Source organism: Hephaestia sp. MAHUQ-44 (assembly GCF_023806085.1).
GTDB lineage: Bacteria > Pseudomonadota > Alphaproteobacteria > Sphingomonadales > Sphingomonadaceae > Sphingomonas.
Genome location: NZ_JAMSLX010000001.1, coordinates 73,321 through 87,330, shown reverse-complemented (window position 1 = coordinate 87,330; position 14,010 = coordinate 73,321). Strand labels below are relative to the sequence as shown.

Below are 14,010 nucleotides of genomic sequence, written 5' to 3'. Positions count from 1 at the left end.
GTCCATGAACGCGGGCGTTTGAGGCGCGTTGGACCCCGGAACAAGTCCGGGGTGACGGGTTTCACGCGACCTTTGGTGCCTCGTCCCGTTCCACCCCGTCGAAGCGCGCGATCCATTGCTCGACGATCGGCGCGATCCTGGTGCGCCATTTCGAGCCGTTGAAGATACCGTAATGGCCCGCGCCCCTGGCGAGATGATATTGCTTCATCGCCTCGGGAAGATGCGGGGTGTGGGTGAGCGCGGCCCTGGTCTGGCCGATGCCCGAAATGTCGTCGCGTTCGCCCTCGATCGCGAGGATCGGCACATCGGTGATCGCGCCGAGATCGACCGTGCGGCCACGGTGCGTCATCTGGCCGCGCGGCAGCGCGTGACGCTGGAACACGATGTCGATCGTCTGGAGGTAGAATTCGGCGGTCATGTCGCACACCGCGCGATATTCGTCGTAGAAATGCTTGGTCGCTTCGGCGCCTTCGTCGTCGCCCTGGACGAGATGTTTGAACATTTCCCAGTGCGAGATCATGTGGCTGCCGAGGTTCATCGTCATGAACCCGGCGAGCTGGAGGAAGCCGGGATAGACCTGCCGCCCGCCGCCGGCATAGGTCATCGGGACGGTCGCGATCACATTCTGTTCGAACCAGCTGTGCGGGCGCTGCGTCGCGAGCGTGTTGACCGCGGTCGGCGCCTTGCGGGTGTCGATCGGGCCGCCCATCATCGTCAGCGTCTGCGGGCGGCATGGGTGGCGATCAGCGCTCATCAGCGCGGTGGCGGCGAGGCATGGCACCGAAGGCTGGCAGACCGCGAGCATGTGCGTGCCCGGACCGATATGGTCGAGAAACGCGATCAGATAGTCGATATAATCGTCGAGATCGAAGCTGCCGTCGGCCAGCGGAACCAGCTTGGCGTCGCGCCAATCGGTGATGAACACGTCCGCCGAGGGCAGCATCCGCTCGACCGTGCCGCGCAACAGCGTGGCGTAATGGCCCGACATCGGCGCGACGATCAGCAATTTGGGGCCGCCCGTGACGCCTGCCCGCGCGAAATGCTTGAGCTGGCCGAACGGTTTGCGAAGAACGATTTCTTCCTCGACCGCGATTTCCCGGCCGTCGATCATCGTCGATGTCAGGCCGAAGGCAGGTTTGCCGCGCGGTGCCGCGGCGTGGGCGAACACTTCGAGCGCCGAGCCCATCACCGGCCCACCGCCGAAATAGGCGAAGGGATTGGCGGGATTGTTGAGCAGGCCGGCGCCGAAATCGGCCATCGCGCTGGCTCCGGCCAGCATCGATCGCTGGAATTCGTATGCGCCGTAGAGCATCGCAATCCTTTACTGTCGGGCCCACCGGAAACCGGTTTCGCAGGGGGAACGCATAGGCGCGCCGGCCGGTGCTGGCAACATGGGTGCGCGGTGAGCCGTTGAGGCGCGCCGCCGCCACTGCTAGGCGGTTCGGCGATGTCCGATACCCCGCCCCCAACGCCGCCGGCGCCACCGCCGCCCCAACCGCGCCGAAAGCTCAGCAACCTGCTGATCGTCTGGGGCTATGCGTCGCATTATCCGTTCCAGATTGCCGCAGCGCTGATCGCGCTGGTGGTCGCGGCGGTGGCGACCCTGTGGATTCCGCGCACCTTTCAAAAGGTGATCGACAACGGTTTTGCGGCCGGGGCCGATCCGACGACGATCGCGCCCTATTTTCAGGGGCTGATCGGAGTCGTGCTCGCGCTGGCACTGGCGTCGGCGGCGCGCTTCTATTTCGTGTCGTGGCTCGGCGAGCGCACCGTTGCCGATGTCCGCATTGCCGTGCAGCGCAATCTGCTGCGACTCGCGCCGCGCTGGTTCGAGGAAAACCGCCCGTCGGAGATCGCCTCGCGACTCACCGCCGATACCGCGGTGGTCGAGATCGTGGTCGGCACGACGCTGTCGGTGGCGCTTCGGAACCTGCTCGTCGGCGTCGGCGGCGTGGTCTATCTGTTCGCGCTGTCGCCCAAGCTCGCGCTGTGGCTGATCCTCGGCATTCCCGTCATCATCCTGCCGTTGATGCTGCTCGGCAAGCGCGTGCGGCTCTATTCGCGCACCAGCCAGGATCGGATCGCCGACATCGGGGCGATCGCCAACGAGACGCTGGGCGCGATGAAGATCGTCCAGGCGTTCGGGCAGGAAGCCCGTGAAGGCGATCGGTTCGAGGCTGCGGTGCGCGATGGCTTCGCGGCGGCCAAGCGCCGCTTCGGGATGCGCGCGCTCCTGACCGCGCTGGTGATCGCGCTGCTGTTCAGCGCGATGACGCTGATCATGTGGGATGCCGTCCACGATGTCGCGAGCGGCGACCTGACCGGCGGATCGCTGGCGGCGTTCGTGTTCACCGCGGGGATCGTCGCGGGGGCGTTTCAGGCGCTGACCGAAGTCTATGGCGAATTGCTGCGGGCGTCGGGCGCGGCCGGGCGGCTTTCCGAATTGCTCGCCGAATCGCCCGAGATCGCCGCGCCCGCGCATCCGGTGGCGCTGCCCAGCCCGGCGCGCGGTGCAATCGCGTTCGAGCAGGTCACGTTCCATTATCCGACCCGGCCCGACATCGCCGCGTTGCATGATTTCTCGCTTGAGATCGCACCGGGTGAGACGGTGGCGGTGGTGGGGCCATCGGGCGCGGGCAAATCGACGCTGTTCCAGTTGCTCGAACGCTTTTACGATCCGCAGGCGGGCGTGGTGCGGATCGACGGCGTGGCGCTGCCCGATACCGATCCGGCGGCGATTCGCGAGCGGATCGCGCTCGTGCCGCAGGAGACACTGCTGTTCGGTGCCTCGGCGCGTGACAATCTGCGCTATGGCCGCTGGGATGCGAGCGACGCGGCGATCTGGCACGCCGCCGAAGCCGCCAATGCCGCCGATTTCCTGCGCGATCTGCCGCAAGGGCTCGATACGTTTCTCGGCGAAGGCGGGGCGCGGCTGTCGGGCGGGCAGCGCCAGCGGATCGCGATCGCGCGCGCGGTGCTGCGCGATGCGCCGATCCTGCTGCTCGACGAAGCGACGTCGGCGCTCGATGCCGAGAGCGAGCGGCTGGTGCAGGAGGCGCTCGAACGGCTGATGCGCGACCGCACGACGCTGGTGATCGCGCATCGGCTGGCGACGGTGCGCGCGGCGGAGCGGATCATCGTGATGGATGGCGGGCGGATCGTCGAATCGGGCACCCATGCCGCGCTTTCGAGCGGCGACGGGCTTTATGCGCGGCTGGCGAGCCTGCAATTCACCGAGGCGGCGTAACCGCCTCAGGGCCGTTCGCGCGGCGTTTGTCGACGCACCGTTCTTGCTTCGGCGCGAGAGAAGAACGGCCCCGTTGCGCGATCGTGGCCGCGTGCCGCGATCGGCTCGACATCGCGGGCGCGGATGCCTATCGGTCTCGCAACCCATCCAGGAGAGTTCGCCCCAATGACGACAGCAAGCCATGTGCTCGACCGTGTCCTCGTGCTCGAGATGGTGCGCGTCACCGAGGCGGCCGCGATCGCGGCCTCGGCGCTGGTGGGGCGCGGCGACGAAAAGGCCGCCGACGCCGCCGCCGTGCAGGCGATGCGCGAGGCGTTCAACGGCCTCTACATGGACGGCACCGTGGTGATCGGTGAGGGCGAGCGCGACGAGGCGCCGATGCTCTATATCGGCGAGAAGGTGGGCTCGGCGCCGGGCAAGGGGCCCAAGATCGATATCGCACTCGATCCGCTCGAAGGCACGACGATCACCGCCAAGGCCGGCCCCAACGCGCTCGCCGTGCTGGCGATCGCGGAGAAGGGCGGGCTGCTCAACGCGCCCGACGTTTATATGGAAAAGATCGCGATCGGGCCGGGCTATCCCGAGGGCACGATCGACCTCACGAAAAGCGCGACCGGGAATATCGAGGCGCTGGCGAAGGCCAAAGGCGTCAAGCCCGCCGAGATCATCGCCTGCGTGCTCGATCGCCCGCGCCACGAAAAGCTGATCGCCGAACTGCGCGGGATCGGGTGCGGCATCATGCTGATCCCCGACGGGGACGTCGCGGGGGTGATCGCGACCAGCAACCCCGACACCACGATCGATATCTATATGGGGCAGGGCGGCGCGCCCGAGGGTGTACTCGCGGCAGCGGCGCTGCGCTGCGTCGGTGGCCAGTTCCAGGGCCGTCTCGTGTTCCGTAACGACGACGAGCGCGCGCGGGCACACAAATGGGGGATCGAGGATCTCGACAAGATCTATCAGCTCCACGATCTCGCCAAGGGCGATTGCATCTTCGCGGCGACCGGCGTGACCGACGGGTCGCTGCTCGAAGGCGTCAAGCGGATGCGCGGGCGGATGACGACCGAAAGCGTCGTGATGCGCGCCAGTTCGGGCACGGTGCGCTGGGTGAAGGGCGAGCACCGCCTCTAAGGGGCACGCCGTGGCGCTGATCGTTCTGGTGCTCGCGCTCGGTGCCTATGGCTATTTCTTCAAGGGCAATTTCGGGCGGCTGGCGCAGCTGACCGCGGCGCGGCCGCCGGGCTGGCGTCGGCGGCGCTACCGGATCTGGATCGCCAAGGCAGCCGTGCTGTTCGCGGGGCCTGCCGTGCTGGGGCTCGCGCTGCTCGGGCGGCTCGAGGCGCTGATTGTGCTGCCGTCCGAGTTCGGCGCGCTTGCCGCGGCGGCGGGCTATCCCTTGCCGATCGGGCTGCTCGTGATCGAGGCGTTGGGCGGGCTGGCGATCGGGGCATTGCTCGGCGGGGGCTGGACGTTATGGCGGCGGCGTCGCGGCAAGGCGCCAGCGATGCTCGGCGATTTCTCGCTCTTATTGCCGCGCGGGCGGGGCGAGATGCTCCACGCCGCAGGATCGGCGCTGGCGGCAGGCGTTACCGAGGAGCTTTATTTCCGCCTGCTGCTGCCGCTGACGATCGCGCTGGTGACCGGCAATGCGGTGCTGGGTTTCGCGGTCGCGACCATGTTGTTCGGGCTCGCGCACCGCTATCAGCGCTGGCAGGGCGTGGCCGCCACGACCGCGGTCGGCGCGGTGCTCGCGTTCGTCTATCTCGCGAGCGGCGCCTTGTGGCTCGCGATCCTCGTGCACGTGCTGGTCGACCTCAACGGCCTGTTGCTGCGGCCTTGGCTTGGGGGCGGTCTGCGCGGTGATTAGAACGGGCCGGTGCCGCCTCGACTCAACCTAGTTCTTCAGCCGCCAGCCGGTCTTGAAGATCCACGTGATCAGCGCGAGGCACAGCGCAAGGAAGCCCGCGATCGCCATCAGGCTGACCCCGATGCTGACATCGCCCTGATCGAAGAAGCTCCAGCGGAAGCCGCTGACGAGATACACCACCGGGTTGAACAGGCTCACCGTGCGCCACGGCTCGGGCAGCATGTCGATCGAATAGAAAGCGCCGCCGAGGAAGGTGAGCGGCGTCACCAGCAGCGCGGGCACCAGGCTCAATTGCTCGAACCCCTTGGCCCAGATGCCGATGATGAAGCCGAACAGGCTGAACGCGATCGCGGTGAGCACGAGGAACGCGATCATCGCCAGCGGGTGCGCGATGTGGAGCGGCACGAACAAGGTCGCGGTGGCCAGGATGATGAGCCCGAGCACGACCGATTTGGTCGCCGCGGCGCCGACGAATCCGATCACCATTTCGAGCGACGAGATCGGTGCTGAGAGCAGTTCGTAGACGGTGCCGATGAATTTGGGGAAGTAGATCCCGATCGACGCATTCGAAATGCTCTGGGTGAGGAGCGAGAGCATGACCAGTCCCGGCACGATGAAGCTGCCGTAATCGACCCCGCCGACATTCTGCATCCGGCTGCCGATCGCGCCGCCGAAGACGACGAAATAGAGGCTGGTGGTGATGACCGGGGTCGCCACCGATTGCCACAGCGTGCGCAGCGCGCGCGCCATCTCCCAGCGATAGATCGCCCAGATGCCATGCCAGTTGATCGCAGGGGCGGCGCTCATGCCGCCTGCTCCTGCCGGTCGTGGACAAGATCGACGAAAATATCCTCGAGCGAGCTTTTGGAGGTTTCGAGATCGTTGAAGCCGATGCCGAGATCGCCGAGTTTGCGCAGCAGCGAGGGGATGCCGGTATGTTCGGCCTTGGCGTCGAACACATAGACGAGCCTCTTGCCCTCATCGTCGAGCGCGACATCCCAATCGTCGAGCGCGGGCGGGATCGCCGCCATCGGTTCCTGGAGCAGGATCGTCATCTCGCGCTTGCCGAGCTTGGCCATCAGCGCGGCTTTTTCATCGACCAGGATGATCCGGCCCTTGTTGATGATGCCGACGCGATCCGCCATTTCCTCGGCTTCCTCGATATAATGCGTGGTGAGGATGATCGTGGTGCCCTTCTCGCGCAGCTTGTGGACGAGCTTCCACATATCGCGGCGCAGTTCGACATCGACACCCGCGGTGGGTTCATCGAGGAACAGGATGTCGGGTTCGTGGGAAAGCGCCTTGGCGATCAGCACGCGGCGCTTCATGCCGCCGGACAATTCCATGATCCGGCTCTTGCGTTTGTCCCACAGCGACAGATCCTTGAGCAATGTCTCGATATAGGCGTCGTCGGGGGCCTTGCCGAACAGCCGGCGACTGAAGCGCACCGTCGACAGCACCGAGACGAACATATCGGCGGAGATTTCCTGCGGCACCAGCCCGATCCGGCGACGCGCGAGCCGATAATCGCGGATCGCATCGTGCCCGTCGACGCTGATCGTGCCCGACGACGGGGTGACGATGCCGCAGATGATGCTGATCAGCGTCGTCTTGCCCGCGCCATTGGGGCCGAGCAGCGCGAAAATCTCACCGCGATTGATCGACAGGTCGACCGGTTCGAGCGCCTTGAAGCCGCCGTCATATGTCTTGCTGACGTCGGCGATCGACAGGATCGGGTCCATATATTCCCCTTGCTCCGAAGGGGGGCAACGTAGGGCGGCGCGCGAAACTTTCAATCTGGATGAAGGGTGTCCGCCGCGTTGCCGACGATCGTGGCGTCATGCCGGAACATGCCCGGCATGACGGCATCGGCTCAGCCTTGCTTGCGGGCCTCGGCCACGGCATCCTTCATCTGATCGAGCGTCATCGCGCCCGACATCACCCGATCGCCGATCACCCACGCCGGGGTGCCGGTGATGCCGAGTTGCTGCGCCATCGCCATGTTGGTGCGGATCGCGTCGTCGATGCCCGGCGCGTGCGCGGCCTCCCGCAGCGCGGCCGGATCGAGCCCGGCGGTGCGCGTGGCGGCGGCGAGCGAGGCGTCGCTGATCGGCCCGGCGGCATAGAGCGCCTCGTGGAAGGCATTGAACTTGCCCGCCCTGGCCGCCGCCAGGCTCCAGCGCGCGGCGACGCCGCTTTCCTCGCTCAAGACCGGCAACTCGCGGAACACGATTTTGACGTTGGGATCGGCCTTCACCAGCGCGGCGATCGTCGGCAGGCTGGCGCGGCAGAAACCGCAATTATAGTCGAAATATTCGACGATCGTGACGTCGCCCTTGGGATTGCCCATCCACGCGCTGGCGACGGGGGTGAGGATCGCTTCCTGGTTCGCGGCGATCACCTGCCCGGTTTCGCGATCCTGCAACCGCCGCATCGCCTCCGGGATCAGTTCGGGATGGTCGAGTACATATTGGTGCACCACCTTCTCGATTTGCGCGCGATCGCTGCCGCCGCCACCGGGGAGCCAGTTTTGCATCGCGAACAGGATGGCGGCGCCGATGAACGCGGCGAGCACGAACAACCCCGTCAGCGCGAGGCGGCTTTGCGAGAGACGCGTGATCATCGGCGGCGGCGCTGGTCGTCGAGTTCGTTCTGAGCGGTCAAGGCAATATCCTGTGCATGAATCCAGTCGGTCGTATTGGAGGGCAAGCCCGCCATCGCGGTGCGCGCGCTTTGCACCGCGAGCGCGGTCTGGCCGGTCATCACCGCGCGCTCGGCAGTGGCGAGCGCGGCGCGTGCATAATCGCCGGTACGTTCGTAGACGGTGCCGAGTTCGTACCAGGCGAACGGATTTTCGTCGTCGCGCGCCACCGCCTGACGCAGCACCTTGATCGCTTCGGGATAATGGGTGCTGTCTTCGGTGGCGATCAGCGCGTGGCCGAAGGTGGTGGCGATCAGCGGCTGGTAATTGGTCTTGGCGGTCGCTTCGCGCAGCGGCGCCAGTGCCTCGGCCGGGTTGCCGCCTTCGAGCAGGATCTGACCCTTCAACTCGAGGAAATAGGGGTCGTGCGGATCGGCGGCGATCAGCGCCGCAACCTCGGTGTTCGCCTTATCGGGATAACCGCCTTTGTGATAGGCATAAGCGCGCGCGTAATGGCCGTAGACGCTTTTGTCGGTCAGCGGATAAGCGATCAGCGTCTGGCGCGGATCGTCGACATAGCCTTCGAGCTTGGCCTTGACGCGCTTGAAGGCTTCTTCGAGCGACGGATCGGTCGGGGTGTCCCACGCCGGCGAGCTTTGCAGCGTGTGCGTCAGCGTCGCGACACGCTGGCCGCTCAGCGGATGGCTCTGCGCGAACGGATCGGTATCGGTATAGCCGTAACGGAATTCCTGGTTCTGGAGCTTCTTGAAGAATTCCAGCATCCCCTTGCCGCTGATGCCCGCCGTCTGAAGGAATTTGGCGCCGGTGGCGTCGGCGGTCGCCTCCTGAACGCGGGTGAAGGCGAGGAACTTGCCCATCGCGGCGGTTTGTCCGGCGGACAGGATGCCCGCGCCCGCTTCGCCCGCGCCGGCCGCCATCGCGGCGACGCCGAGCACGAGGCTGAGCAGCGAGATGCCCATCGCGGGCTTGGCGCCGTTGCTGAAGGTCACGACGTGCGCGTCGGCGATGTGGCCGAGTTCGTGCGCGACGACGCCCTGCACCTGGTTGACGTTGTCGGCGGCGGCGATCAGCCCCGAATGGAGGTAGACGGTCTGTCCGCCGACGACGAAGGCGTTGATGCTGTCGTCGTGGATCAGGCGGATTTTGACATTGGCGGGCGACAGGCCCGACGCGCGGATCAGCGGTTCGGACATGCGCGCGAACAGCGCCTCGGTCTCGGCATCGCGCAGCAGTTCCTGCGCGGCCGCGGGGCGGCCCACCAGCAGCACGGTGAGCACGAGCAGGGCGAGGAACCGCTTCATGCTTTCCCTATCGCCCACATCGCTGTGCGCTTCAACGTCATGGCGCGACCCGATAGGTCGCGGGGGCTGAACATGGGGTGAAGTGCGGTGTCGCGACGTCCCACCGTTCGCCCCGAGCCTGGCGAAGCGGCCGTTCCTTTTTCTCCGATGGGGGAGAAGAAGAACGGTGCTTCGCCAGGCTCTGCACGAACGGACTAGGGTTTCTGGTTCAGCCGCCGAAGGTGCGCTGCCACCAGCCACCGCGACGCGGGCTACCGTCGTCGGTGTCGGCAGCGGTGTCGGCCGCAGCCGCATCGCTCGCCGCATCGGCGGGCGCAGCGTCGTTGCTGGCGACCGGCTGCGCGGCCCCGACCTCGGCCGCTTCCTCGGCGGCAGCGGCGGGCTCGGCCTTTTTGCGGCGCGGCGCGCGCTTCGGCTTGGGCGCGTCGGCGACGGGCTCGGGCGCTACCTCGACCGGGGCGACCTCGGCCTCGACGACAGGTTCGGCCTTCTTGCGGCGCGGGGCGCGCTTGGGCTTGGCGGGGGCCTCCTCGGCTTCAGCTTCGGCCTCGACGGCAGGCGCTGCTTCGACCGGCTCGGGCGCGGCCTCGACCGCCGGCGTTGCGGCCTTGCGGCGGCGGCCCCGGGCGGGCTTGGCCTCGGGTTCGGCGGCAACCTCGACCTCGACCTCGACCTCGACCTCGGCGACGGGCTCGGGCGCCGGTGCGTCGGTGGCGGTCACGCTGGCCTCATCAGCCTCGGTGCGCGCGCGCGGACGGCGCCGGGTGCGCTTGGCCGGGGCAGCGGGCGCTTCCTCGGCAACCACGGGCTCGGGCGCCTCGATCGGTTCAGCAGGGACGGGATCGGGCTCGGGTGCCGCGCCCTCGGCGGGTGCCGCTTCGGTCTCGTGCGACCGATCGTCGCCGTTCGCGCCACCACGGCCCCGACCGCCACGACGCCCGCGCCGACCACGGCGACGGCGGGGTTCGCCGTCTTCGTTGGTCGCCGCGACCGGCGCGTCTTCGACCCCGTCGTGATCGTCGTCATGATCGTGATCGTCGTCGTCGTGATCGTGATCGTGATCGGCTTCGGCCTGATCCGGTGCTTCGCCGTCGTGCGGGTCGGACGATGCATCATGCTCGTCGCGTCCGCGCCCGCGGCGGCCACGCCGACGACGGCGACGCTTGCGCTCACCGCGCTCGGTCTCGGATTCGCCGGCATGCGCGCCGGTGTCGTCTGCGGACGTGGTTTCTTCTTCGTCCTCGTCGAAGATGTCGTCCTCGATCTCGGGATCGTCGTCGATCACCGCCGGCGCGAACCGCGGCGCGTGCAGGGGTGGCCCACCCGACGCCTCGACCGACATGCGGGCGCCTTCCTGCTCGCCATCGGCCTCGACGTCGATATGGACGCCGTAGCGATCCTCGATTTCGGCGAGTTCGGCGCGCTTCTGGTTGAGCACGTAGAAAGCGGCTTCCTGACTCGCGCGCAGCGTGAGGATCGAGCCGCGGCCGCGGGCGGCCTCGTCCTCGATCATGCGCAGCGCCGAGAGCCCGGCCGACGATGCGGTGCGGACCAGCCCGGTGCCTTCGCAATGCGGGCATTGGCGGGTGGAGGCTTCGAGCACGCCGGTGCGCAGCCGCTGGCGGCTCATCTCCATCAGCCCGAACGAGCTGATGCGGCCGACCTGGATGCGCGCGCGATCGTTCTTGAGCGCCTCCTTGATCGTCTTTTCGACCTTACGGACGTTCGATCCGTGATCCATGTCGATAAAGTCGATGACGACCAGCCCGGCCATGTCGCGCAGCCGCAACTGGCGGGCGATTTCGTGCGCGGCCTCGAGGTTGGTCGCGGTCGCGGTCTGCTCGATATTGTGCTCGCGCGTCGAGCGCCCCGAGTTGATGTCGATCGACACCAAGGCCTCGGTCGGGTTGATGACCAGATAGCCGCCCGATTTGAGCTGGACGACGGGGTGGTACATCGCCGCGAGCTGATCCTCGACATGGTGGCGCTGGAACAGCGGCACCGCGTCCGAATAATGTTTCACGCGCCGGGCGTGGCTGGGCATCAGGAGCTTCATGAAGTCCTTGGCCTGGCGATAGCCGTCCTCGCCCTCGACGATCACCTCGTCGATATCGCGATTGTAGATGTCGCGGATCGCGCGCTTGATCAGATCGCTGTCACCATAGATCAGCGCCGGCGCCGACGAACCGAGCGTGGTCTCGCGAATCTCGTCCCACAGCCGCGCGAGGTAATCGAAGTCGCGCTTGATCTCGGTCTTGGTGCGCGAGAGCCCGGCAGTACGGACGATGCAGCCCATCGTCGAGGGCAGCTTCATATCGGCCATGATCGACTTGAGCCGCTTGCGATCGCTGGCATTGCTGATCTTGCGGCTGATCCCGCCGCCGTGCGACGTGTTGGGCATCAACACGCAATAACGGCCCGCGAGGCTGAGATAGGTGGTCAGCGCCGCCCCCTTGTTGCCGCGCTCTTCCTTGACGACCTGCACCAGCAGCACCTGGCGGCGGCGGATGACGTCCTGGATCTTGTAGCGGCGGCGCAGCGCCATGCGGCGCTCGCGCAGTTCGTCGGCAGCGGCATCGGCTTTGCTGCCGCGACGCCGGCCACGGCGACGGTTGCCGCCGTCGTCGTCCTCGGCCCCGGCCTCGGATTCCGACGCGTTGTCGTCGTCGCTGTCGTCGGCATCGCCGTCCGCGTTGATCTCGGTCGCCTCGTCGTCGAAATGGTCGAGCATATCCTCGTCGGCGTCGAGCGCGTCGCCTTCGTCGTCGCTCTCGGCGCGCAACGCGGCCTCTTCGGCGGCGTGCTCGGCCTCTTCGCGCAGCAAGGCGTCACGATCGGCCTTGGGAATCTGGTAATAATCGGGGTGGATTTCGCTGAACGCGAGGAAGCCGTGGCGATTGCCACCGTAATCGACGAATGCCGCCTGAAGCGACGGTTCGACGCGTGTCACCTTGGCGAGATAGATGTTGCCTTTGAGCTGCTTGCGCTCGGCAGATTCGAAATCAAATTCCTCGATTCGGTTCCCTTTGACGACGGCGACGCGGGTTTCCTCCCGGTGCCGTGCGTCGATCAGCATACGCATGGTCATTGAAATATCTCCGGGCGCGCGGCGGCGGCACAGGGTGCAGCGGCTGCGCGCGATGAACGGGCGCGGTCAGTGCCGCGGCGCGAAGGCCGCCGGCGCGGATCACGCGGGTTTTTGTTGATTGTGCCTGAACTCGCCGCGCACGTTCGGACCTGAGGTTCCGAACTCCCGCACCCGCATCACCGCCGGCATCGGCCGTGCGGATCGAGGGGGAGGGGAAATGCGTCATGCGAGTGTGTCAACCTGGTGAAGCAGCGCCCCGAATGGTAAGGCCGGGGCGGCGAAATAAACCGGTATGTGAAATTTTGCATACCGGTGCAGCAAGGTGCCTAGCACCGCGTTTGCGGTACGGCAACCTGAATGGACGGGTCGCGCGACCTGAACGGTTCATCGGTTAAAAGATACTAAACGTCGCATTAACCTTTTCTTTTAACCCTGATGAGAGGTCCGCTTAATATCTGGGGGTGTTGTAAAGAGTTAACAGCGGGAACCCCCCTCCCATGTCTTTTCGCTGGACCGGCGATGACCGGACACGGCAGTATCGGTTGGTGTCCTTTGTGCTTGCGCTTCTCGCCTGCTGGATTGCCGGTGCGCCGGGTTTCGCAGCCACCGTCGATCGCATCGATGTCGAGCGCGATCGTATCCTGATTCATTTCGACGGCGGGGTGTCGCTGGCATCGAGCTTCGTGCTCGATCAGCCGCAACGGATCGCGGTCGATGTCGAGGGCGCGACGCCGGGAGGTTCGGTGGCGACGGCGGGGGCGGTCGGCCGCGTTCGCCAGGGCGTGCGTGACGGCAATGGGGCGCGGATCGTGTTCGATCTGGTGCAGCCCGCGATCATCACCAGCGGTACTTTCGGCAATGGCGGGCGGACGCTGACGCTGTCGCTGGCGCCGGTCGACAAGGCCGATTTCGCGCGTGCGGCCACCAAAAGCCCCAAGCGCTACAGTGTTTCGATGCCGGTCCCTGCGGCAACCGGAAGGCTTGATTTGCCCAGCGTACGCGGCGACGACAGCCGTCCGTTGGTGGTGATCGACGCCGGGCATGGTGGGCATGATCCCGGGGCGATCTCCCCCGATACGGGGCTTCAGGAAAAGGACGTCACGCTCAAGATCGCCAAGGCGATCCGCGAACAGCTCCTCAAATCGGGTCGCGTGCGCGTGGCACTGACGCGCAGCGACGATCGCTTTCTGGTGCTGCGCGAGCGGTTTCAGATCGCGCGGCGGCTGAAGGCGGATCTGTTCATTTCGATCCATTGCGACAGCGCCGACAATGCCGATGCGAGCGGCGCGACCGTTTACACGCTGTCGGAGGTGGCATCGGACAAGGAGGCCGCGCGGCTGGCGGCGCGCGAGAATCGCGCCGATATCCTCGGCGGGGTCAATCTGGCGGGGACATCGAGCGACATCTCGTCGATCCTGATCGATCTTGCGCAGCGCGATGCGATGAACAGTTCGGCCGATTTCGCGCGGCTGCTGGGTCGCGAGGCCGAGCCGCTGGTGCCGCTCAAGCCGAGCTTCCACCGCATGGCGTCGCTGATGGTGCTCAAGGCGCCTGACATGCCGTCGGTGCTGTTCGAAACGGGTTATATCTCGAACGCGGCCGACGTCGCTTTCCTCAATTCGGCCGATGGGCGGCGTCGGATCGCCGAAGCGACCAGCCGCGCGATCAACGTCTATTTCGCGAAGCAACTCGCGTCGCGCTAGGTTTGGAAGCGGCACCGGCCCGCTCCCCCACCCCGCCTCCCAAGTCATTATGCTGCATGGGAGGCGGGGCGGGGGAGCGGGCCGGTGCCGCTTCCACATAAGTGGACGAACCCCAAGCCACGCCCGCCTGCCGCATCTGTGC

At 66.5% G+C, this 14,010-nt stretch carries 10 protein-coding genes; 4 read left to right on the top strand and 6 right to left on the bottom strand.

All coding sequences use genetic code 11. From position 1 onward, the window contains the following. Nucleotides 1-61: 61 nt before the first annotated feature. Nucleotides 62-1,312 carry a polyhydroxyalkanoate depolymerase gene (locus tag NFE57_RS00355; protein ID WP_252133572.1) on the bottom strand — a complete coding sequence of 417 codons (1,251 nt, stop codon included), beginning with the start codon at nucleotides 1,310-1,312 and terminating at the stop codon, nucleotides 62-64. A gap of 135 nt (nucleotides 1,313-1,447) precedes the next feature. Here NFE57_RS00355 and NFE57_RS00350 point away from each other — a divergent pair, with 135 nt between their 5' ends. The 3 genes from NFE57_RS00350 (at nucleotide 1,448) to NFE57_RS00340 (ending at nucleotide 5,114) form a co-directional block, all read left to right on the top strand. After that, the gene (locus NFE57_RS00350; protein ID WP_252133571.1) at nucleotides 1,448-3,247 is read left to right on the top strand and encodes an ABC transporter transmembrane domain-containing protein; all 1,800 of its coding nucleotides are present in this window, start codon (nucleotides 1,448-1,450) and stop codon (nucleotides 3,245-3,247) included. 165 nt (nucleotides 3,248-3,412) lie between these two features. Next, a complete protein-coding gene (glpX, locus tag NFE57_RS00345; protein ID WP_252133570.1) occupies nucleotides 3,413-4,378 on the top strand; it encodes a class II fructose-bisphosphatase in 966 nt (321 codons plus the stop codon). 10 nt (nucleotides 4,379-4,388) lie between these two features. After that, entirely contained in the window at nucleotides 4,389-5,114 is a 726-nt protein-coding gene (locus NFE57_RS00340) for a CPBP family intramembrane glutamic endopeptidase (RefSeq protein ID WP_252133569.1), read from the top strand. A gap of 27 nt (nucleotides 5,115-5,141) precedes the next feature. Here NFE57_RS00340 and NFE57_RS00335 read toward each other — a convergent pair whose 3' ends face one another. From NFE57_RS00335 to NFE57_RS00315, 5 genes are all read right to left on the bottom strand, one after another. Further along, nucleotides 5,142-5,921 carry an ABC transporter permease gene (locus NFE57_RS00335; RefSeq protein WP_252133568.1) on the bottom strand — a complete coding sequence of 260 codons (780 nt, stop codon included), beginning with the start codon at nucleotides 5,919-5,921 and terminating at the stop codon, nucleotides 5,142-5,144. Next, nucleotides 5,918-6,856, bottom strand: a complete 939-nt coding sequence (locus tag NFE57_RS00330) for an ABC transporter ATP-binding protein (protein WP_252133567.1) — start codon at nucleotides 6,854-6,856, stop codon at nucleotides 5,918-5,920. Before NFE57_RS00330 ends, NFE57_RS00335 begins: the two co-directional genes overlap by 4 nt. 131 nt (nucleotides 6,857-6,987) lie before the next feature. Next, entirely contained in the window at nucleotides 6,988-7,737 is a 750-nt protein-coding gene (locus NFE57_RS00325) for a DsbA family protein (protein WP_252133566.1), read from the bottom strand. Then, complete coding sequence (locus NFE57_RS00320; RefSeq protein WP_252133565.1) at nucleotides 7,734-9,077, bottom strand: M48 family metalloprotease; 1,344 nt, start codon at nucleotides 9,075-9,077, stop codon at nucleotides 7,734-7,736. Before NFE57_RS00320 ends, NFE57_RS00325 begins: the two co-directional genes overlap by 4 nt. A 208-nt stretch (nucleotides 9,078-9,285) precedes the next feature. Further along, nucleotides 9,286-12,165, bottom strand: coding sequence for an Rne/Rng family ribonuclease (locus NFE57_RS00315; protein ID WP_252133564.1), 2,880 nt, complete (start codon nucleotides 12,163-12,165; stop codon nucleotides 9,286-9,288). 545 nt (nucleotides 12,166-12,710) lie between these two features. Between NFE57_RS00315 and NFE57_RS00310 the strand changes: the two genes are divergently transcribed. Beyond that, complete coding sequence (locus NFE57_RS00310; protein WP_252133563.1) at nucleotides 12,711-13,868, top strand: N-acetylmuramoyl-L-alanine amidase; 1,158 nt, start codon at nucleotides 12,711-12,713, stop codon at nucleotides 13,866-13,868. Nucleotides 13,869-14,010: the final 142 nt, after the last annotated feature.

What these genes read in the sequence shown, in the direction of transcription:
- NFE57_RS00350 (WP_252133571.1), top strand. Translation starts at nt 1,448, where the DNA reads ATGTCCGATACCCCGCCCCCAACGCCGCCGGCGCCACCGCCGCCCCAA.
- NFE57_RS00325 (WP_252133566.1), bottom strand. Translation starts at nt 7,737, where the DNA reads ATGATCACGCGTCTCTCGCAAAGCCGCCTCGCGCTGACGGGGTTGTTC.
- NFE57_RS00315 (WP_252133564.1), bottom strand. Translation starts at nt 12,165, where the DNA reads ATGACCATGCGTATGCTGATCGACGCACGGCACCGGGAGGAAACCCGC.
- NFE57_RS00355 (WP_252133572.1), bottom strand. Translation starts at nt 1,312, where the DNA reads ATGCTCTACGGCGCATACGAATTCCAGCGATCGATGCTGGCCGGAGCC.
- NFE57_RS00335 (WP_252133568.1), bottom strand. Translation starts at nt 5,921, where the DNA reads ATGAGCGCCGCCCCTGCGATCAACTGGCATGGCATCTGGGCGATCTAT.
- NFE57_RS00330 (WP_252133567.1), bottom strand. Translation starts at nt 6,856, where the DNA reads ATGGACCCGATCCTGTCGATCGCCGACGTCAGCAAGACATATGACGGC.
- NFE57_RS00320 (WP_252133565.1), bottom strand. Translation starts at nt 9,077, where the DNA reads ATGAAGCGGTTCCTCGCCCTGCTCGTGCTCACCGTGCTGCTGGTGGGC.
- glpX (WP_252133570.1), top strand. Translation starts at nt 3,413, where the DNA reads ATGACGACAGCAAGCCATGTGCTCGACCGTGTCCTCGTGCTCGAGATG.